This window comes from Acinetobacter sp. Tol 5 (genome assembly GCF_019702905.1).
GTDB classification, from domain to species: domain Bacteria; phylum Pseudomonadota; class Gammaproteobacteria; order Pseudomonadales; family Moraxellaceae; genus Acinetobacter; species Acinetobacter bereziniae.
Genome location: NZ_AP024708.1, coordinates 3,732,412 through 3,754,762, shown reverse-complemented (window position 1 = coordinate 3,754,762; position 22,351 = coordinate 3,732,412). Strand labels below are relative to the sequence as shown.

The window sequence follows — 22,351 nt, the reverse complement described above, 5'->3', positions numbered from 1 at the left end:
AAAAAAATACGCCAGAAAATCAAGCGTATTTTTTGTTTTTGCAGATTTATACAAATAATCTATAAATTCAGCAAATTAAATATTTTCTTCGATGAAAGCAGTCAGTTTAGATTTTGGCACCGCACCGATTTGTTGAGCAACCACTTCACCATTTTTAAACATCAATAATGCTGGAATGTTACGGATATTATAGTTAACCGCAGTTGCTTCGCATGCCGTCACATCCACTTTAACAATCTTTACTTTGCCTTCAAATTCTGTAGAAAGTACTTCAAGAACAGGTGCAATCGCTTTACATGGTGCACACCAACCTGCCCAGAAATCTACAATTACAGGAATATCAGATTCAAGAACGTCTGCTGCGAAGTTGTCATCAGTTGTGTTTACGATATTGCCAGACATGGATTTTGCTCCAAAAATATTTTAAAGATGAATCAATCTATGAAGCTAAGTATTACATAGACATCTTTAACAATGTAGGGGAATGTTTAAATTTTCATTCTTATTTGTGAGAATGTCCAATTGATGCTCACGATATTTACAATCGGTTCCTTAGAAAACTCAATCTAATTGTCATATAATTGTCATATATGCTGAAAAAATAATGACTCATCAAATTGTCTAAATAAATGGCTTTTAAAAAGCGTGCATGTGAATTAATCTAAGCAACAATTCAGTATGAGTTTGTATAAATAATGTCTGATTTTTTGATTGATGAAGAATTACTTGCTGCCATCGATATGGGGTCGAATAGTTTCCATTTAGCAATTGCTCGAGTGGATCATGGTGAAGTTAAAAAAGTTGCTTCGATGTCAGAAAAAGTTCAGCTTGCTGCTGGATTGGACGAGAATAAAAACTTAACTGAAGCAGCGCAACAACGTGGTTTAGCCTGTTTGGCACGTTTTGTAGGTAGACTGAGTTCAGTGCAACCGAATCGTTTACGTATTGTTGCGACGAACGCTTTGCGTCAAGCAAAAAATGGGCATGAATTCATTCAAAAAGCAGCTGAAATCCTACCTAAACCGATTGAAATCATTGCAGGACGAGAGGAAGCACGTTTAATTTATTTAGGCGTTTCTCATACCATGGTCAATAGTGGGCGCCGTCTGGTGATTGATATTGGTGGTGGTTCTACAGAATTAATTATTGGTGAAGAATTTGAGCCAATTCATACTGAATCTTTACAAATGGGGTGTGTGGCATTCACAAAAGCCTATTTCCCTGAAGGTGATATCAACAGTAAAGCTTTTGAAAAAGCAGTCGTTGCTGCACGTAAAGAACTATCTTCTATTGCCAATACATATAAGGCAGCTGGATGGGACACTGTGGTGGGTTCGAGTGGAACAATCAAAGCGTGTCGTCAAATTGCTGTCAATATGGGATGGAGTGATGAACAAGAGAATTTAACTCGAGAAGGTTTAGAAAAATTAAAAGACAAACTTTTAAAATTTAAACATATCTCCGATATGGAGTTTGATGGATTAAAAGAAGATCGTCGTGCTGTTTTACCTGCGGGTATTGCGATTCTCTATGCTGTTTTTGAAGTACTGAATATCGATAAGCTGGTTTACTCTGATGGTGCATTACGAGAAGGCGTCATGTATGACTTGCTTGGGCGTTTTCAACATGAAGATATTCGAGACCGTAGTGTGCAAGCGATGGTGGGGCGTTATGGTGCAGATGCCAAACAAGCTGAACGTGTGGTTGAAACAGCACAACATCTCTTTAATGGTGTAGCAAATACCTTACATTTAAATAGTGATGATAGTGATCTATTGCGTCGCGCAGCTTATTTACATGAAATTGGTTTGGCGATTAGTCATAGTGGTTATCAAAAACACAGTGCTTATCTCTTACAGCATTCCGACATTCCTGGTTTCTCACAAATTGATCAGAATCATTTGTCACATTTGGTCGCTCACCATCGTCGTAAATTACGTACCGATGCCAAACTTGATGTGCTAAAAGTAGGTGGAAACAAGCTACTACACCTATGTTTGCTCCTCCGTCTCGCTGTTTTACTCAATCACAGTCGCAGTGATGAGATGCTTCCTGCCATTGAATTGACAGTGGATAATGCGCAACAATGGCAACTCAGCGTTTCTGGCGATGCCAAGCAATGGCCTTTACTGGTTGCAGATTTGCATGATGAGCAAGTGCAATTTAAGCATTGGGACATTGAATTGAATATTCAGTCGGAACAGTTTATCGATTAACTAAAGGTCTTGTGTTGATTGAATGAATTGTATAAACCATTCAATAGCACTTGATCCTGAACTTCCGATGTGTGAGGCATCGGTGAATTAGGGATAATACTCGACTTATGAAAAATAAAGCTGCTCAATCTAAAGCTTGGAAAACGGTTCAAATTGCACGTCATCCTGAACGCCCGCAATTTTTGGATTATGTAGGCGAAATTTTTACTGAATTCGATACCTTACATGGCGATCGTCTTTATGGTGATGATGGTGCAATGGTTGGCGGATTGGCGCGTTTTAATGGTCAGCCTGTCATGGTCGTTGGTCAGCATCGTGGTCGTAGTACCCGTGAAAAATTACAGCATAACTTTGGGATGTGTAACCCAGAAGGCTATCGTAAGTCACAGCGTTTGCTGGATATGGCAGAACGTTTTAATCTTCCAGTATTCACATTTATTGATACGATGGGGGCATACCCAGGCATTGGTGCTGAAGAACGTGGTCAAGCAGAAGCGATTGCAACCAGTCTTGCTCAACTTTCAAGCTTAAAAGTTCCTGTTATTGCAACAGTTTTAGGTGAAGGCGGTTCTGGTGGGGCTTTGGGAATTGGTGTGGCAGATCGTGTGGTTATGCTTTCTCATAGTATTTATTCAGTGATTTCACCAGAAGGCTGCGCTTCTATTTTATGGAAAACAGCGGACAAAGCGGAACAAGCCAGTGAGGCACTTGCACTTACGGCAGACAAACTCAAAGAGTTAGGTGTAGTTGAATATGTTGTCGATGAAGGCGAGGGAGCACATTTGCAACCATTTGAGGTTATGGAAAAACTCAAAGATGTGTTAAAACAAGCGCTTGATGAATTACAGCCTATGACTGCGGAAGATCGATGCGAAGCACGTTATCAACGTTTAATGAAGTTTGGCAGCGACAATTTAGGTCTCGCTTCTTAAAACAACACGCTCAATTTGCTGAAAATACGCACTTCCTCATCGGATGCAGTGGTGGCATGGATTCCATGTTATTGCTGCATTTGATGGTGCAGTTTTTCCCTCATCACGTTCGTGCAATATACGTTAATCATCAGCTACAAACAGCCAGTGATGAATGGGCTGATTTTGTTGCTCAACAATGTACCATCTTACAGATTCCTTATATTATTCAAAATGTTCAAGTTGCAGAAGGCAATCTTGAAAATCAAGCACGCCAAGCCCGTTACGATGCTTACCTTCAACATATAAAAACCGACGAAGTATTGGTGCTCGCCCATCATCAACAAGATCAAGCTGAAACCCTGATTTTACGCCTATTATCAGGTGCAGGTGTTGCTGGATTGTCTGCGATGAAATCAAAAGATCAGCGCGAACAACTGACCATTTGGCGACCCTTGTTGGATATCTCACGTGAGCAGATTTGCCAATGGGTGCAACAGTTACAGATTGCCTATGTCAATGATCCGACTAATCTAGATACCCAGTATGATCGTGCGTGGTGTAGACATGAACTTTGGCATATTTTGCAAAGCCGTTACCCCAAAATGCAACAAGCGTTGGCGCGCACCAGTTATTTGATGCAAGATGCCAATGAAATTCTCAATGAAGTGCTACAACAAGATCTTGATTTCTGTGGAAATGAAGAAAAGCTTGATTTAACAAAACTCAAGCAATTGTCATTGGCAAGACAGCGCCAACTTCTATCTACATGGATGAAGGGACGGGACACCTATCGACCTGCTTTTGAAATGGTGCAGCGCCTACAGGATGAAGTGATTGACTCTAAAACAGATTCACAAGCAGCATTACATTGGAATCATTTCTATTACTTGCGTTACCAAAATCATTTATATCGCGTTGAACAGCAACACTATTTAGCAGCTCAATCGAAACAGCAAGTTCCCGAGCAAACATATCAATTTCAACTTCATCAGCAACTACAATTCACATCTGGTGTATTTCAAATTGAACACTCTAAAATAGGTCTGTCTTTTGCATTATTTAATCAGAAGCTGACATTGAAACCACGTTTAGGTGGTGAAAAAATTCATCTTTATGGCAGAATAGGCGCTTGGCCTTTAAAAAAGGCGATTCAAGAAGCACATATTTTTCCTTGGATGCGTCATACAATTCAAATATTAAGTGTAGATAATGTTATGCTTGGGGTGTTTACACCAAATGGTTTTTGGTTGGCACAGTCTGAATACTGTGAAATCGGTGGTTGGCAACCAAATTTAATCTCTGAGATAAAAACTAAGGTCGAGTGTGATTCATGAGTGCAGCTTTAAATTGTAATATTACTTTCATTGGTGGTGGGAATATGGCTCAAGCCCTAATTGGTGGCTTATTGAGTCGTGGCTTACCTGCTACACGTATTACAGTTTCTGATCCCTTTGAAAAAATTCGACTGTTGTTACAAGAAAAAGATGTCCATGTTACTGAAGACAATATGGAAGCGATTAAACATGCAGATATTGTCGTATTTGCAGTAAAACCTCAAGTTTTAGGGAGCGTGCTTAAGCCCTTGAAAGGTTTACTTGATGATAAATTGCTGATCTCTATTGTTGCAGGTGCTGAAATTAAAACGATTTCAGATTTGACGGGCAGTGAGCGAATTGTCCGTGTAATGCCGAATACTCCTGCATTGGTTCAAACTGGTGCACATGGCATCTATGCCAATCCAGAAGTGAGTGCAAAAGACCGTGAATTGACCACGCAGGTTCTTGCGGCAACTGGTTTAACCCTTTGGGTAAATTCAGAGGCACAGATTGATGCTGTAACCGCAGTTTCGGGTTCAGGTCCTGCATATTTCTTTTACATGATGGAAAGTATGATTCGTGCTGGTAAAAATATGGGGTTGGATGAAAAGGTGGCAACGGCATTGACTTTGCAAACCGCATTGGGCGCAGCACAAATGGCAATTACCAGTTCAAGCGCTCCATCTGATTTACGTAAAAATGTAACTTCCCCTAATGGGACAACTCAAGCGGCTTTAGAAGTATTTGATCGCGCTCAAATCTCTCAAAATATTCAAACAGCTTTGGCTGCTGCGCAAAAGCGTAGTCAGGAATTGGCTCAAGAATTAAGCGACAGTATTAAATAATTTTTGATTTTAGGAACGTTCAAGTATGGGTGCAAATTCTGCGCAAATTTTTGGCATTATTATTAACGTAGCGATTTTGCTCGTATTCTTTCGTTTTTTAATGCAATTGGCGATGGTCAGTCCATACAACCCTGTGGTGATGTCGACAGTCAAAGCAACCAAGATTGTAGATCTATTTAGCCGAATTTTTCCGACGATGGCGAAAGGGCGTGTCAATACTGCTGCTTTGGTTTTAGTGGTGGTGTTATATCTACTCAAAATCTTTGGCATGATGTATTTGCAAGGTGCAATGCCAAATAGTCCTGTACACCTAATTATTCTCACTTTTGTGACCATGATTCAGGACTTGATTCGCTTTTGTCGTTATTTAATTTTTGCGACGATTATTTTGAGTTGGGTGGTGATGTTTACTCAATCAAGATCGCCTTATATTGAAGTGATTCAAGAGTTGGCTGAGCCATTATTGGCGCCGTTCCGTCGAATTATGCCGAATATGGGGATGATTGATCTTTCTCCTATTTTGGCTATCTTGGCATTGATCATTGCTGAAAAAGTCATGGAATATGCCGCAATTGCGCTACTAACTGGTCTTTAATAGGCAATATCCTTTTAGCGTCAAATAAATTGATGATCTTTTATTTAAAACCGAGTTGTATAACCAACTCGGTTTTTTTATAGGTTATGGATGTCTTTTTTTAATTGTGAATTTAATTTAAATCTATCGCCACTCTGTTGAAAAAATTATATTGTAAAATCAATGTGATAAATGCATTTTTGAATGAGCTAATGCCTGCATTGCCAAACCTTTCATCTAAAGTTTAAATCGTTTTGTGTAGGTGGTGTTTCACTTTGCTCAACTAATTTTTATTTAGTCGCTTTCTTGCGCTGCAAACAAAGCAGTGCTTTGTTTTTGCTTATATTCTCCCGCTCAACATGGTGACACTCATGTCGCCTCACGATAGCAAGACTAACTGTAAATCAAAAATACAAAAAACTGTTTCAGCAAAACTTTTTAAAAATTCATATAAAAAGCATAAAGTTGATTGAGTGTACATGCTTGAAATCAAAATATTTGTATGAACAATCGGGCAATTTAGCTATATTTTTTAAGGTTTTATATTCTATCGTATTCAGTGATCTTAGCTTAGCTCTATCAATATTAGAGCCCTCAATAAAGACTTATCTATCACATAAACGAACTATAAATTTATAAAAACTCATAAGGACATATTTAAATAAATCATATGAGACTAGACAGAATCGTATGTATACTGATTAATATTTTTAACAAATATTAAAAACTATGTTAAATAATATTTACTTTTTATTAGAAAAATTGGGATTAACAACACAAAAGCGTGCACTACATGCCCAGTTCAGTAATCATACTCTCAATGACCATGTATTCTTGCAATGTATTCATGGGACACATGCCATCAATGATGGGGTGAACTTACAACTGATTTGTCTATCTACGCTGAATGATATTGCATTAAAACGCTTTATTGGCTGTCGTGTAGCCATTGATGTGGTCAATGATCGCTCCGAACTCAATCGTATTTCAGGAATTGTCACCAAAGCAGAGGTGGGTGCCTCTGATGGTGCTTTGACGATTTATCGCTTAACAGTAGAAGCCCCAACCGCACTATGGAAACAGCGTAGAAACTCACGCGTATTTATGAATATGTCTGCTTTACAGGTAGTCGAAGTTATATTTAATGAATGGCGAGACAGATCTCCACTGTTTGCTTCAAGTTTAACTTTGGATAAAAGTGGTCTAACCAAAGACTACGATGTCAGACCATTCATTATGCAGAATAATGAAAGAGATATAGACCTTATTCAAAGGCTTCTAGCCTCGGAAGGCGTGACGAGTTTAATTGATGAAGCACAGCTTAAAGTGTCTCATTTTAATGAACCCATCCAGCCTCAAAAGCTTCGATTGATTGATGACAATACTCAATACAAAAGTTTAGAACGACGCACGATCCGTTTTCATCGAAGTTCATCTGTAGAGACAAGCGATTCGATTATCAATTTTACAGGACAACGTTCACTTCAACCGACGTCTGTACATATTCAACGTTGGCAAGCCGATATTCTTGAAACAGAAGAAGGTGCAGGCAATGTACAAAGCAAATACAAGCAGAGTGAGAACTATGACAATGCCAGTTTAGGTTTAGAACAAGTATGGCACTTTAGCCCTGCATGGACTCAAGACTTAAATGGAGAAGATGGAGTAACACCATCCGGCAACAGTCAGATCGAACGCTTTAACCAAAACCTCAGCAACTACTACGATGCCCAAGCCAAACAATTCACCGCAATATCGACGGTACGAGATGCACAGGTGGGTTATCACTTTGAGCTAAAAGGACATCCTCAAATCGATCAAAAAGATTCTGCTGATCGGCAATTTCTGATCATCTCCAAAACCTTTTATCACCAAAATAACTTACCGAAAGACTTGAACCATCAAGTTGAAGCACTCATCCGACAAAGCCAATGGCAACTCGCCCATCTCACCACAAACAACAACGAAGAACGCCAAGCGAATCAGTTGGTGCTACAACGACGTAATATTACGGTTGTTCCTGAATATAATCCCTTAACCCAAAGACCCGCAGCCCATCCAATGCGAGCGAGAGTGGTGGGTCCAAGTGGAGACGAAATCCATGTGGATGAATGGGGACGTATCAAAGTTCGCTTCCTCTTTAACCGCAATGAAGACCACAGTCACGATGGTGGTGCAGGCGCGAACGACAATGATACCGACTCGGCTTGGGTCGATGTACTCACGCCGTGGGCAGGTGAAGGCTATGGAGCACGCTTCTTACCGCGTATTGGAGAGTTGGTTGTGGTTGACTTCTTTGCGGGGGATATTGACAGACCTTTTGTGGTGGGGCGAATCCATGAAGCGCATCGAAGCCCGAGCAAGTTTGATGACAAAGGCAAGTTACCGGATACCAAGAAGTTGGCAGGGATTAAAAGCAAGGAATATCAGGGTAGTGGCTATAACCAACTGAGATTTGATGATACCACCAACCAGATCAGCAGTCAGTTACACAGCAGTCATGGCGCAACTCAACTCAATCTTGGCAACCTCAGCCATCCGAAAGAAACAGAGGCGAGTGAAGGGCGGGGTGAAGGCTTTGAGTTAAGAACGGATCAATGGGGTGCGGTACGTGCAGGACAAGGCTTATTGCTGAGTACTCATGCTCAAGATTCAGCGTCAGGCAATCATCTTGATGTCTCTGAAACGCAATCACAACTTGAATCGAGTCTCAACAATTCCAAAGCTTTAAGTGAAGTTGCCAAACATCAACAAACTGATCCTTTAGACAATTTGGAACATTTAAAGTCTTTTGTTGCAGCTTTGGAAAAAGATGATACAGCACAAACCAAAAGCCAAGCCGATGCATTTAAACAAGCACTTATGATATTGGCGTCACCAAACTCAATTGCACTTAGCAGTAATCAAGATATCCATCTCTCGGCAGATGGACAAATTAGCCATAGTGCGAGCGATAGTATCAACCTCAGTACGCAAAAGAGCGTAGTAGCACATGCGCAAAACAAGATTAGTCTATTTGCAGCGCAGGAAGGTGCAAGGTTATATGCTGGCAAAGGCAAAGTTGAAATACAAGCTCAGAATGATGGTGCAGATTTGATTGCACGTAAAGGCGTTCAAATCATTTCTACTGAAGATCGCATCGAATTTATTGCCAAGAAGAAAATAGTAATTCTATCTGATACTTCTATGCTTGAGGTGAGTGGTAAAGGTGTGCTTACAACAACACCAGGTTTGTTTGAAGTGAAATCTGGACAGCAGAATTTTTTGAGTGGTGAGAAAGTTTCAGTTTCTCTACCAATTTTACCATTTGGTTCTTTTAATAATACCTGCCCTTTAAAAGGTTGTTATGGGAATAATAATACTCAAAAAGATAAAAATAGTGATTAATGGAGAAAATATAATAATGACTATAGATCATGCACCCTATCCAAACTCAAAGGGCGAAGATATAAATACCCCTGCAATCAATAAACTTCCAAAAGTTCAACCTCCAGATTTTTCAAAAATTCAAGGGCATACTTGCACCAAAATTCCAGCATTTAACGAACGACAAAAGCGTTTTGAAAGTTTATCAGGGAGTTATTATCGAACCAAAGCTGATGGTTCTTATGAGGGTGTTGTTGAGTATGACCCTGAAGAAAGCTATACGGATAAACTTAAAATTGTTGAACAAGATGGCAAACAAAAAGTTGTCCCTTTTTATAATTATGGAGAGAGATCTAAAAATATTGATATTGAATTTGATTCTAAGAAAAATGTCCTCATTTTTTCTCGTAAACTTATTTTTATACTGAAAAAAGTGATAAATTCAGACAATGGTAAAGAATACCCTTACGAAAATCAAAAATCTACACAAAAACCCTATCAAATACAAGATAGAGAAATTACCCAAGAAACCATGCAATTGATTCAAGATAGACAAGATAAAGTGAATGAATTACTGAATTATGCTGGTTATTACCTAACACCAACGGATTGTAACATTGAAGGTGGGTGTACTTGTGTTGTTCCAATCATTATGAAAGTTACTATGCAAGTACAGCAGGCAAGTGAACCGCAAAACTCAATCGCTCATTATATCAACCTGTATCCTTCAGCTTCTCGTGCAGATGAGAGTAATTGGGGGGAAGTTGAGTTAAAAAATGAAAAGTTTACTAAACATGGAGAAACTAAAGTTATCAATGGAAATGTGATTTCTTCACCATCTATATTAGTTCAAGAAGAACGCACCCAAGATTCTACCGCCGTATTTCTACATGAAACTGCACACTTGTTTGGTTTTCCTGATGAGTATTTTGAGGGAGGGGGCGCAGTCCATAAGATGTATATTCATGCTGACACTCAAGCTGTAGATATACATTTCCTTGAACCAAAAGATGATTGGAAACGTCAAGTAGATGGTCAACTCATGTCTTCAGCAGTACCTGGAACAATGCCAGTCATTCCTCCCTATTATTATGAACAATTTCGACAGTATTTTGAGAAAAAGACGGGTGTGAGATGGACAATCAAAAAATTAGTAAATTAATAAAAAAAATTACGTTTTGTTTTTTATTATTTGGAATAACCACAATGAATTACGCTGAAAATTTTAAAATTAAACATCGCTATGTTCAAGTTAATCACAGTTTTGGTATCCCGATGCAAACATGGAAACATGAGATTGTTGTCAGTAATGATGACTATATTGTCACTGGACGCTTAAGTGATATATTTTCAATTAAAAGCGATGACTTTGGTGTATTTAAAGTTCCATTAACAGCAGATTTAAAAAAAACAATGTATGAGGTTAATAAAATATTGAGAATTCCAAAAATTGACAAAATACTGGCAACCAGCAAGAAAGAAAAAGACTTTTATTATGTATTAGATTATGATACACCTCAAAAAAAATATGCAACTATTCAAGGGTTTGAAATCTATAATAAATGGAATATAAATGAATACCTTAAATATGGTAAAAAAAATCAAGCTAATTTTAGCCAAAAGATCAGTGATTTTATTGAGGATTTAGATAGATTAGGATATTCAAAAGAAAAAAAGAAATTCGCTGATTTTTATGGAACAACCAATATTATTCCAAGAAAAGAAGGCTTAGAAGTAATTCTAACTTTAAAAAATGTAGGTCCTTTTGATGTAACTTTTTCTAATCCATCACATTGGGGGGATATTGCTAATCTTGAAGAACCTTTTAATGAAAATAAAATATGGTATGAAGTCCGTTTAGGTGCACAATGTCATGAAAAGTCATGTTGGACTAGATTAGCATTACAGTCTGAATATCTAATTAAAAAAGATTTTTCACCTGAAGAATTAGCAAAATATTACTTTATATTAAAATCAAATAGTGAAAGAAATTTTCGTTATTTAATACCCTACAATAAAATTACGACGACTTTTACCAATGGTGAAATAAATTCCAATCGAACTAAAGAAGGTTATATTCACTTTGATCAAGGATTAGCACTTAAATTAACTTTTTGGAATATGGATGTTGATTTTGGGGGAGTTTTTTCAAAAAGAGTTTGGAAAGAAGAAAAAGAGTCACAAATCAAAGGTTGGATAAATTTGGAGTAGTTTTACTTCTTTTGGATATTTTCAAGAGGTGCAGTCCATAAGCTGTATATTCATGAAGGATACCGTTATCCAACCAAGTTTGATGACAAAGGCAAGTTGCCCGATACTAGGAAGTTGGTAGGGATTAAAAGCAAGTAATATTAGATATTTAACTTAATCAGTGACAAACAGATTAAAAACTTACCTTTTAAACTATTTAATTCAAAACATAGTTATCAGTTCAATGCTAATCTAGATGAAGAACAACAAACTCAATTTGTTCAAACTGGAACTGAAGCTGAAAAATTGGAACTTAAATATTCAGGCGATGATGATATCAATCATCAATGGAAAGAAGAGTGATTAGAAAATTTAATTTAAATAGAAAAAAGATAATTATATTAATTATTTGTCTTTTTGTTGGCTTGGTCGTCATCGCCAAGTTGATTAACTTTGGAAGAGATTCTATGAAACCGCCTATTGTCTTTTTAATCCCTGAAAACTTCATTGGTCCTGTGTTTGTTGTATTTGATCAAGATGATGGGCAAGAGTTAAAAACTGACTCTTTAGGTGTCTCTCTAACCGTTCCTGAAAGTGGCTTAATTAAAGTAAAAGCCTCAAAAAGTGATGTCTTAACAAGAGGAATGAACTACGATAAACGCAATGTTTATTGGATTACAATCACAAAAGAAGGACAACGAATTAATATGCCTTATTTTGGTGGAGGTGGGCATGACTATGACAAAGAGGTTAATTGGTCTTGGTATATCGATACCAATAATCAAGCTAAACAAATAATATTCGATCCGAAACTTTATCCTAAAACAAATGACCCTGATTCTTATTTTTTAACCAAAGAGCAGGCTAAGTTAAAAACAGTCTACTACTGGGATACTTGTCGCGCTGATATTTGGAAAAATTCAGCAGAACTAGAAAAATATATGATGGATTATCAAAGTGAAAATAGAGAAACAGGTGAGTTGTTAAATTGTATGAGTTTTTCTGTACTTTATCCAAATATGGAAAGTAAAAATATTGATGCTTCAGAAATTTATGAAATGCAAAGTTTAAAAGAGTTGGAACAACGATTAATTTCATTAAATCAATTGAGACAACAACATTTAAAAAAATATTTTGGACAGAATAATAAAGAATAAAAAATGTTAAAAAATAATATTTATACGATATAACTTGTGTCAAATTTTAAAGAATATGCTTTCAAAATATGATTCTATTGCAATCTATAATAACTATCTTGATTTTACCTTCCTGAGCTGATCGATTATTTGCAATCAACATTTCTTGTAATTCTGTAGGAGTATTAGGAACTGGTTTTCCTCGACCTAATGTTTTTAGCTTTTTATTATCAGATCTCTTACCAAACCAAAGCACTAAATAAATACCCCTACCTTCGGCTCTCCAATCAGTGGTATATAATTTATCAAGTTGTTGGTCAGCTCCAGTCCAAAGGTCACGATGCCACTGACCTTTTATTTCAATTGGTAGACGGAGTTTACCTACAGAGCAAGTGATATCAACTTCTTTATCATCTGCTACATGTGCTTCAGGTTCATATATGATTATATTGTCACCTTGACGAAGCAAACCAATTAAATGGTCACGACATCGTTCCTCATCAAAAGGCTTACCTTGATCATTGAAAAAACCACGCCAAGATTCAGCATCGTCACTCTTGATTTTTGCCTGAACAATATTCAATTCATCTAATACAAATGCTTGTAAATCAATAATTGTTTGAGGATGTTGATCATCCGTAATTGCTTTAATTGATTGAAGAGTGGGAACAGAGTAGAAGCTTTCAGCTCGCATTTGCTTTTGTTCAAATAGCACTGTTTTGATTAAATCTGTGTAGTCATCGGTAGATGAATCTTTAAGTTTTTGAAGTGTATCACAGGCTTGATCACTATGGTTTTTGGCTAATTGTTGAATAATGCTGATAATAAATTCAGAAGCATCCCATGCATTTCTATCTCCACCTGACACACCATTAGGGTGACTTACATTAGGATAGAGTTTTCTAAAAGTTGAAATAATCCAAAAAAATAGATCTATATCTAATATTGCGTGAGATTTATGCTCTCTATATCTACCATCAAGACGATCTCTAAGTTTCCATATTAAGTTTGGATCAATAGGCAGGGATTCCAATCTTTTTACTGTTTTGTCGAAATCAACGATAAGGTTGATTGCTATCCAATTTAGTTGTTGTTCATCATTTGTTATTATTTTCTGAGTTCGAGTTAGTTCACGTATAGCATCAAATTGTCTTGTTTGAATTAAGCAATCTAAAAGTTCAGTTTCTATGTTTACAGGCATATCTGGATATTTTTTTAGCCACTGTTTGGCTAGATCAGTTGCAATAGCATTGTTCTCGCTCATCCTCATTAAACGGGATAACCCATCTATATGCTCGGATCTAGCTGAAAACTGAGGTTCATAAAAAGTTTTTAATCCTTCTACAAAAATTTCTCTATGTTTAATTTCATTTTCAATAATTTCAAAAATACTTGGTATACCTGCGTGTGTATCGTGACGAATATGTAGTAGTGAGTAATATCCAGCCAATAATCTTTCATTGGGAAGATCAGCTAAGCCTTTTTCTTTTCTAATACGTTCTGCTATAGCAACAATTAAAATATGGCTAGCCTCATAAAACTTTCCTTGAGGTAAAATATTAGCTATATCTTGTGCAGTAACTTTTGGTGGAGTTTGCATTAGAAAAGCATCGAAACCTTCCAGGCACACTTCTGATATATCAACTCCTATCCAATCAGAAATACGCTGATGGGCTGGAGTTTCTTTACTGATATCTGAAAAAAGTTGTAGGTATACTTTTGCAGGTTGGAGTATCACTCCATACTCACCATGGCGCAATCGTTCAATGTTTTGAAGATAGAATGATCTTTGTTCTAACCGTGATACTGATTTTTTTCCTTCTATTTGTTCTTTCCGCTTAAGATCATGAATCTCCCAATCTGCTAGCTGTCTGGTTGCAATTTGGTTAAGCCAATTCTTAGCATTTTGATCCTTATTAGTGAATGGGGTTGCTGTTTCTCGCACATCTTGTCCAGTTTTACCGTCGTGGTAAGCTAATTGAACAAGTTCTTTCCATCGAAGATCGTTTTGATTCTCTAGATATAATCTCTCAAGTAATTGGATTATGTCTTCGGGCGTAACAGAAAGACCATGCGAACATCTGTGTAGTAAAAGAGCCTTTAGTCTAATATTATTTTCACTTGGTCGTTTGAGTAAAACAAGATATTGAATAGCATGTCTTAAATCGTGATTTTTTCTAAAGTATTTTGCAAGTTTATTAATATATTCATCATGATATCCAAATGTATTGTGGAACGGCTCAAGCCAATTCAAAAGTTTTTCTGCGGAAATATCATAATTTTCTAAAAAACGTAAAATCAAGTGACATGCAAAATTTTTAGCTTCATTCTTAATTTCTGAATCACTAGAAATAGCCATCCTTTCGATTCGAGAAACAAAAAAGTTTAGGACATTTTCAATTTGCTCTTTAGGTAAATTTTCTTGTAAGAACCATAATGGTCCAACGATATGATCACTCATTTCCAAGTGGGATATCGCTAGACTAGCTATTAACTCATCATTAGCTTTATTGTAACCAGTATCTTCTAATAGTTCTATTGCCAGTCTGACTGATGAATCATCTCCTAACTTAGAAAGATGAAAATAAATCTTACACCAATCGATAACTTGCTTCTGAATAGCCAAAGCTTCACCAGCAGATTTACGAATTGCAAATTCTATATTCGGATCATTAACAAGTCGTTTAAGTATTTCAATAAAATCTTTTGGCAGTTGATTTCCTTTAATAACATCAACTAAAAAAACTCGAAAGCTAAAGGGTATATCGGTTTGATTTAGAATCTTTTGGATTAGTGTTAGTAATGTTGGTGTTGCAAATGCTCGAATGTAGTAGGTGTCTTTATTGTGAAAATTATAAAATCGAGGGTTGTTTTCAGCTAAACGATAAATACTGTCTAGTAAAATTTTGGCTTGATCCATTGTTAAGCTATCTACATCGCCATACTCAAGGATACCAATCGGATCTTTTTTAATGATAGCTGAAGCTAGAGCAGAATCATTCATTAACCATGAATGTAAACCGCGTAAGTTAGTAGGAACAAATTCATAACTATGAAATAAGGATAAAAGACGCTTACGTTTTCGGTCTGTATTTGCTTGTTTTAATAGCCATTTTGCACCTAAGAATTCTCCAATTCGACGGTGAAGGTAGCTGAAACGCTCTATTCCGTTGGATCGAAAAAGACGTGAGCCTAGTATAAATTCAATTTTCTCAGTATCAGGGAGTAATTTAATCTCGCTTATAGGTAATTCACCATCAATTATATTTGCAATTGTTTTTCGAGAAATTGCTTCATTACCAGTTAAAATTAGACTTGCAAATACTGCTCCTGCGGCATCAAGTGCAATTGCACTTGGTAGTTGTCCCTCGGCTTTAAATTCTGAATGTTCTATTATTAATAGCTCAATAGCTTGTTCAAATAATTGAGTAATAGATTCAGGTAGGTTTCCTTTTTTTGCAACAGCCGCAATGAAGCTAAGTGTCTGAGGATTACCTAATAATTCTTTGAGCCCTCGATCTATAAAATGATCAATGATTTCCTTCGCTCTTTCTTTACTAAAATTAAATTCTAGGAATTTAATCATATCTTTTTGAGTAAAAGGCTCTAAATGAAGTTCTAAGGGGATTTCCGAGTATTGTTCTTGTATAGCTCTTAAACTAGTTGCACTTCTCCAATCTGCTACACGACAGGCTAGAATAAATTTTGGATATCCTAAAACCTCAAGTTTTTGTAATACTCTATCTACACTGTCTCCATCATTTTTGGAACTTACTTCATCAAGTGCATCAATAACTAATACATTATTGCTGCCGAGAAGAAGACTTGGATTTACTCGATTTAGTAGTTGACCAGCGGTGCAGTAAGCATAATTTTCTAAATTTCCTAGCCATTCTAAAAGGCTAGATTTTCCCATTCCTGCCTCACCTACAATAACTAATGGATTAGTTATTTCAGGTATTTCATGTTGATTAATTTTTTTTTGAGTATCATGTAACTGATACCACAGGCTTCTAGGAATCATGATCAAAATTTAATTAATATTGTGCTGTAGTGAATAGATTTGCCATAATCTTAACATGAATGATTAATTTAATAAAAATTGATTTGAAATGAAAAATCATAAAATGGGTGATCAATGAAATTTACTTTCTTTTTAATTCAAAAAATTAAAATGCTTGTTGATAATAGCGGATTCATTGCCAAATTTATCATTGGTATTGGTATATTTTTTATTCTTTTGTATTTTTGGCATATTGATTACTTTCCTACGGATCTATCATTAGGGGATGGTCTTTTATTTTTCTTAATTACAATAAAATTTTTATTAATCTATGCATTTTTTTTAAGCTCAAATTATGCACTTGGGGGTATTTTAATATTTGTTCTAAAAATGGTAAGGAATTTTTTCAAAGTCTTATTTTCTCTACGAGAAAGGTTATCTAAAGGATTAATAGATCTTATTTTTTTAAATTTAGATTTAAGAAAAATTCTTAAGAAAATAAGTAATAATTTTATTAAGTTTTTGTTTTATATTTTTGGTTTTGCTTACGCATTAATATTTTACAGTGGAAAATCAATAAATATATTAGTAATGCTCTTTTTAAGCATTCTTTTGAAAGTTTTTATTGATAAATTTATCGAAGATTTAAAGAATAATAATAATCAATTAGATAAAATTAGAAGTAATGAAAAAAATATAAAACTCTCAATGATGTTACTTTATATTTTATTGGTTCCAAGTTCTGTCTATGTTTTTTATGTGGAGAAATCCAATAATATTTTTATTAATATTGCCTTAGGTTCTGTAAGAGAAGATGAAAGAAATAGCTTAATCTTTATTAAAAAAGAGTTCAAAGACTTTTTTCCAGATTCAAAAATTGGAGATAAAAAGGGTGAGTATATTGAGTTAGAAGGTGGTGAAATACTTCTGAAAGGAGTTGGTAAAAACGCATTGATTCAATATACAACTAAAACTAAAGACCAAAATGGAAAGGACGTTAAAATTAAAATTAAAGTAGAGGTCCCTAATGAAGCGCTTTTAATTGTAAGAAGAGCTCAATACTAAGATTGGTTAAAATTAATTATTATTAAAATAGCTAATTCTATTTCCTTTATTTTAAAGAAAAACCGCCACTACTGGCGGTTTTTTCATGACAAACCTTGTGTCGCGTGACGGTCCGCTGAACGACACATCAGTTGTCATTTTCCAATATAACTATTCAATACTTTAGTATTTTTAACGACATTGGATGACATCTCTCAACGACACAACAGCTGTCATTTTTCGCTAAAAACGACACAACAGCTGTCATTTTCTTAAGTTAAGTTAATGTGAGGGGAAAGTTTGTCTCCTCGAATTTACCTTCATTATTGTATGCTTTGCTTGCGCCAGTTATCGACAGCAGCCAGTAGGCGATTATCTTTGACGGGATTTTGCCATTCATCCCAGAAATTTACAGTTCCACTGTTTGGTTTATTGAGAGGTTCATCAATCCTGATTCGACTTGGCAGCAAACTGGCATCACCGACAACTAATGCTTCTCCAGTGTCGAGAGTCGGAAGAATATCACTAAAACCACCGAGGCTATCAGGAAGAAGGCGTTTGATAACTCCTTGATCTTCAGCATTAGTCAGTCGCATGGAAACGAAGTTGCTACATTGGCTTAACAGTGTTTTATTTACTTCAGATGGACGTTGGCTGATTACAACTAAGCTGACACCATATTTGCGTCCTTCTTTGGCGATGCGTTCGAAGATATCCAATGAAATATCATCAGCAGAATCTGCCATATTGCGCTGTGGCATATATAGATGGGCTTCATCACAGAGAAGGGCAATAGGGTGACGAAGTTCAGAGGGGGTCCATTGTTGTACGGAAAATGTGACTCGTGCAACAAGGGAAACGATCAGGGGAAGAACATCCGAGGGAACTTCAGAAAAGTTGATGATCTTGATGCCTGCCTTACCATTTTCATCTGTGCTGCCGAGTGCAGCACTAGCAAATTTCTCAAGCCAAGCAAAATCAAGAATATCCTCACCACCATTAAACATGAAGCCGAGACGTCTATCAGAGATTTTGTTTTCAAGTCTAGAAATCATGCGCGCGAGCTTTCCGAAGAAGTCACCTTGCTTGTCACCACGCGCACCAGGCACCATTTCAATATTTATTTCATTCAGTCTCGACATCAGGAGGTTAAGATCAAATGGGACTGGGCTATCCACAGTAAAATGCTTTAGCAGGTCTTGTTGACCATTTTCCTCGAGATACTTTCTTTTGGCTTGATTAATTTCTCTCGCCATAATCATGGCTTGGTTAGGAGCATTTTGATCACTACGGTCTACAAACATGGAAACTAATGCTTCGTAAGAAAGGAGCCAATATGGGAGATAAAGTACATCATCAGAGATTTTAAGTTTGGCCTCAACATCTGATGGTCCTGCGACTTTGAAATGTTGAATACCAGTCCCTATTAATGGCGCATATTCGCCATGAAGGTCAAAGACAATGGCATTAGCAGTAGAAAGCCTTGCCATCTGTTCGATAATTTTGGCAGTTGTCCATGACTTCCCAGAACCTGTACTTCCTCCGATAAAGGCATGGCGCTGGAAAAATTTATTGCCATTAAGGTAGGCAACTGCATTTTCATCTAGAGTGTATTTACCAAGAGTCAAGGCGTTTTCATCCCCCGAAACACTAGAGAGCGTACGCATAAATTTGGTTAGATTATCACCTTCAAGCGAAAAGCAGTTGGCATCAATTTCTGGAACACTTTCCAGTGTTCGACGGAAGACATTGTCCTTGGAGCCATCACGATCCAGCATGGTTCCAATTAAAGCAATGCGGCATAGATTCAATTCTGAGTTTTGGTCTACTATTCCATCATCGGAAATATTCTCGATACCACGCTTTCTAGTCACTTGTGTAATAAGCCCAATGAGGTGCTGTCCAGGTCTGCTGCTTTGGAGCACAGCAAGGTGGTTAACCTGTAGCCGTTTTAGATGAGCAATATTCTCTACATCTACAATAACATTCGTCGTGTCAACTGAGGCAACTTTCCCGAGGGTCTCTTCATCCTTAAAGTTAAATATAGCCATATGTTCTCTCTACATGATGAGTGATAAGTAGCCTTCAAGGCTCCAGATGTTTTTATCAACTGTGAACGAAGAGTTGCTTAGTGAAGAGTAAACAACAGATTTGTCATCTGTCGCCCCACGCTCTATCGCTAAGTAATTTTTTGCTTTGCCATCAATAATAAGTTTTTTGGCCGAATCGGAAAGCGCGTATGTGATGATTGTGACTGGTGCTTCCTGTCGCTGACATTTGGCCATAAGTTTTGGTTGAATATGTTCATCATTGAATCCATATCCAATACACAAGTATGATCCTGCTTCATTGATAGCTTTGTCGGCGTTATTAATGATAGAGCGGAATGGCTCAAGATGTGTCTTCTGGTACTTTTGAGTACCTGGTGTCACAATTTGTGGGCTATAGTTCTCAGGAATCTCTTGTGCGCCAGAAATTGCAACGGTGTCTTCTAATGGAGACTGAAACCAGTCGAGAGACCCATGTACCTTCCAGATATTCACTCTGCGTGAGCAGGTTAATTCATCGGGAGTGGTTAGTTGGCGGAAAAAGCCGTGTGTAAAACCAGTGTAGTGATGGATTTTGCTTTGTTCGCATGCATACTCTGCTAGACGATCATAATTCGTCGTGACAATATTTACTTTTTTTAGAGTTGTTTTAAACATGTGTTTAAGTAGGCGACTGAGCGGGAACATTGAAATGTTCTGTAAGCCACTTTTAAAAATATTGCAATCTTCAGAGTTTATGAGTGACCACGTGGAATTTATGATCCTGCATGTTAATTCTTTAGATACATCTACTTGATGGAGTGCTGTTTCAAGATCTATGCCATTTGTTAGTGTCTGGCAGAAAATACCCCAAGATTTCATGTCTGCATCGCATAAGTCTGAAACATTAGTTTCTTTAGTCAAATGCTGTGCTAGTGCTCCCATACCAGACATTCCATGTGCTGCCGATGCTCCGCTGCCCAGAATTATGATAGGAGCCTTCCCGTAATAGTCCTGAGCCTGTTTTTCATAATTAATATTAGACAAGATATTATCCTTTAATATTCTTGAGTTAGTGTGTTTTAGTTGGTTCAAGTATAAAGATGTATCTTGTTGTAACTTACAAAAAAAGATAAGTCAAATATACATTTATGTCAGCAATAAAATTTAATTGAATCAAAATAAATGGACTATCTCATTTTGAAGAGGGGAGTTATTCAGAACATATGGATAAAAAATTAAGGAAGAGGTATACACCTCAATGACATAGTTTCCTTTTGTATGATAGCTATCATTGCCTTGAAAACAGTAAAAATAAAACTGATATGTCATGTGATATCGCTGAGTGACGAATGCGTTTTCGTCACTACTGCTTTTTAAATGGGATTGAGGTTTTGCGACAGTTTGTGTCGTCCATGCCTTGTTTTATTACGCATGCGCTTTATTATTAAAATCTTTGTTAGAGATAATTTAATATGAATTTAGGCTTAAAAGAACTTATAGCTGAAATTGCTCTTTCCTCATCAATAAAAGAAGCAGCAGAATTATACAAAATATTTGAGGGTATATTAAAAGACTATATTTTTATCTTAAGTTTTGACAAATCTTCAGCTGCTATTCCAGGTCTTGCAGTAGATAAAAATTTTTCAAAGACAGGTGCCATAAGAGGTTTATATAAATATAATAATGTATTCGTTTTAAGTGGAAAAACTGTTGATTCCTTATTATCTGGGAAGAAGGAGGAGATTCCAATTGACTATTCTATATCTTTGGATACACAAGCTGTAAGTTATTTATATTCATATTTTTTTGATAGAAATAATAATAGATTGCCAGGAGATCTGGATGAATTTTTTAGGTTTATTATAGAGCCAGATGTAAATGTTGATCCTATCCCTCACTTGACGGAGAACACATATAACTTAAAATCTGGTGGTAATTTAGATGAAATCTACGATGTTAAGCTTGCTTATGAGATGTTTAGAAATTTGGATGTTGAGGCATTTAAGAATGAGAATAAACTAAAATTCAATAAAACTGATTTTGAGATTCAACAAATAGCCCAGCAGCAAATGTCTCAAGAAATATTTAGGTTAACTAATGAACAGTTTAATGTTGAGTATGAAAGAATGTTTCATGAGCAATATATAATTATTTTAATAATTGCTATTATTCGATGGAAATATAGTAAAAAATCAATTTATACAAAGATCTACACCTACTTTGAGATGAATCAAAAGTATCTTGGTTTGATGTCTGTCCGTGATGCAAATCTTGCATATGCTATTTTTTCAAATAAATCTAATTTCTTTGGAAAAATTCAAAAGAATTCTGACGAATTGGTTAGAAAGATGAAAGCTATGGCATGGGATATTTTTCATTTTAGATATTTAGAGAAAGTATCTACATTTTCTCTTAGTGAAAATGCGGATTATTTCTTTCCTGCATTATGTAGCTTTGATGACGAGTTTGTTAAATTAATTGATTTTTATAAACTTAGTGGGTTGGTTTATAATAAGGAAGACTCTGATATTTATCCATTTTATGCTTTTGGTATGGATGATATGGTAGAGTTAAGTGATAAACATAAAATGCAAATTCAAGAGGCATTTTTTACATCTGATGCTATTATTGAAAGACAAAATACTTGTGAAAATAAAAGAATGAGATTTAATCAGTCAGTTCTTGAGCTAGAGGAAGAGTTTTTTAATCTTATATGA

The 22,351-nt window shown here is 36.2% G+C and carries 15 protein-coding genes; 11 read left to right on the top strand and 4 right to left on the bottom strand.

The window, feature by feature from the left end:
- Positions 1-75: 75 nt before the first annotated feature.
- Positions 76-402, bottom strand: a complete 327-nt coding sequence (trxA, locus tag TOL5_RS17400; protein ID WP_004827886.1) for a thioredoxin — start codon at positions 400-402, stop codon at positions 76-78.
- Between the two features lie 293 nt (positions 403-695).
- Here trxA and ppx point away from each other — a divergent pair, with 293 nt between their 5' ends.
- The 9 genes from ppx (at position 696) to TOL5_RS17355 (ending at position 12,578) form a co-directional block, all read left to right on the top strand.
- Entirely contained in the window at positions 696-2,216 is a 1,521-nt protein-coding gene (ppx, locus tag TOL5_RS17395) for an exopolyphosphatase (protein WP_005030896.1), read from the top strand.
- Between the two features lie 107 nt (positions 2,217-2,323).
- Positions 2,324-3,148 (top strand): acetyl-CoA carboxylase carboxyltransferase subunit alpha, encoded by an 825-nt coding sequence (locus TOL5_RS17390; RefSeq protein ID WP_004827891.1) that lies wholly within the window; start codon positions 2,324-2,326, stop codon positions 3,146-3,148.
- Positions 3,085-4,464 carry a tRNA lysidine(34) synthetase TilS gene (gene tilS, locus TOL5_RS17385; protein ID WP_221260544.1) on the top strand — a complete coding sequence of 460 codons (1,380 nt, stop codon included), beginning with the start codon at positions 3,085-3,087 and terminating at the stop codon, positions 4,462-4,464. The genes TOL5_RS17390 and tilS overlap by 64 nt, the downstream gene beginning before the upstream one ends.
- The gene (gene proC / locus TOL5_RS17380) at positions 4,461-5,291 is read left to right on the top strand and encodes a pyrroline-5-carboxylate reductase (protein ID WP_121774815.1); all 831 of its coding nucleotides are present in this window, start codon (positions 4,461-4,463) and stop codon (positions 5,289-5,291) included. The genes tilS and proC overlap by 4 nt, the downstream gene beginning before the upstream one ends.
- Positions 5,292-5,316: 25 nt before the next feature.
- Entirely contained in the window at positions 5,317-5,886 is a 570-nt protein-coding gene (locus TOL5_RS17375; RefSeq protein WP_004827896.1) for a YggT family protein, read from the top strand.
- Between the two features lie 708 nt (positions 5,887-6,594).
- Complete coding sequence (locus TOL5_RS17370; protein ID WP_228740296.1) at positions 6,595-9,252, top strand: type VI secretion system Vgr family protein; 2,658 nt, start codon at positions 6,595-6,597, stop codon at positions 9,250-9,252.
- Positions 9,212-10,393, top strand: coding sequence for a hypothetical protein (locus TOL5_RS17365; RefSeq protein ID WP_151961888.1), 1,182 nt, complete (start codon positions 9,212-9,214; stop codon positions 10,391-10,393). The genes TOL5_RS17370 and TOL5_RS17365 overlap by 41 nt, the downstream gene beginning before the upstream one ends.
- Before the next feature lie 44 nt (positions 10,394-10,437).
- On the top strand, positions 10,438-11,442 hold the full coding sequence (locus tag TOL5_RS17360; RefSeq protein WP_221260543.1) for a hypothetical protein: 1,005 nt from the start codon (positions 10,438-10,440) through the stop codon (positions 11,440-11,442).
- Positions 11,443-11,780: 338 nt separating this feature from the next.
- Positions 11,781-12,578: a hypothetical protein gene (locus TOL5_RS17355; RefSeq protein WP_228740295.1), complete on the top strand. Its 798-nt coding sequence runs from the start codon at positions 11,781-11,783 to the stop codon at positions 12,576-12,578.
- A 61-nt stretch (positions 12,579-12,639) separates the two neighbouring features.
- Here the strand turns inward: TOL5_RS17355 and TOL5_RS17350 are convergent, their stop codons facing one another.
- Positions 12,640-16,581, bottom strand: coding sequence for an NACHT domain-containing protein (locus TOL5_RS17350; RefSeq protein ID WP_221260542.1), 3,942 nt, complete (start codon positions 16,579-16,581; stop codon positions 12,640-12,642).
- A gap of 114 nt (positions 16,582-16,695) precedes the next feature.
- On the opposite strand from TOL5_RS17350, the gene TOL5_RS17345 reads away from it, so the two are divergent.
- The gene (locus TOL5_RS17345) at positions 16,696-17,625 is read left to right on the top strand and encodes a hypothetical protein (RefSeq protein WP_151962397.1); all 930 of its coding nucleotides are present in this window, start codon (positions 16,696-16,698) and stop codon (positions 17,623-17,625) included.
- A gap of 302 nt (positions 17,626-17,927) precedes the next feature.
- Here TOL5_RS17345 and TOL5_RS17340 read toward each other — a convergent pair whose 3' ends face one another.
- On the bottom strand, positions 17,928-19,655 hold the full coding sequence (locus TOL5_RS17340) for an ATP-binding protein (RefSeq protein ID WP_221260541.1): 1,728 nt from the start codon (positions 19,653-19,655) through the stop codon (positions 17,928-17,930).
- Positions 19,656-19,664: 9 nt separating this feature from the next.
- A complete protein-coding gene (locus tag TOL5_RS17335) occupies positions 19,665-20,678 on the bottom strand; it encodes an SIR2 family protein (protein WP_221260539.1) in 1,014 nt (337 codons plus the stop codon).
- Between the two features lie 428 nt (positions 20,679-21,106).
- Between TOL5_RS17335 and TOL5_RS17330 the strand changes: the two genes are divergently transcribed.
- Positions 21,107-22,351: a hypothetical protein gene (locus tag TOL5_RS17330; RefSeq protein WP_221260538.1), complete on the top strand. Its 1,245-nt coding sequence runs from the start codon at positions 21,107-21,109 to the stop codon at positions 22,349-22,351.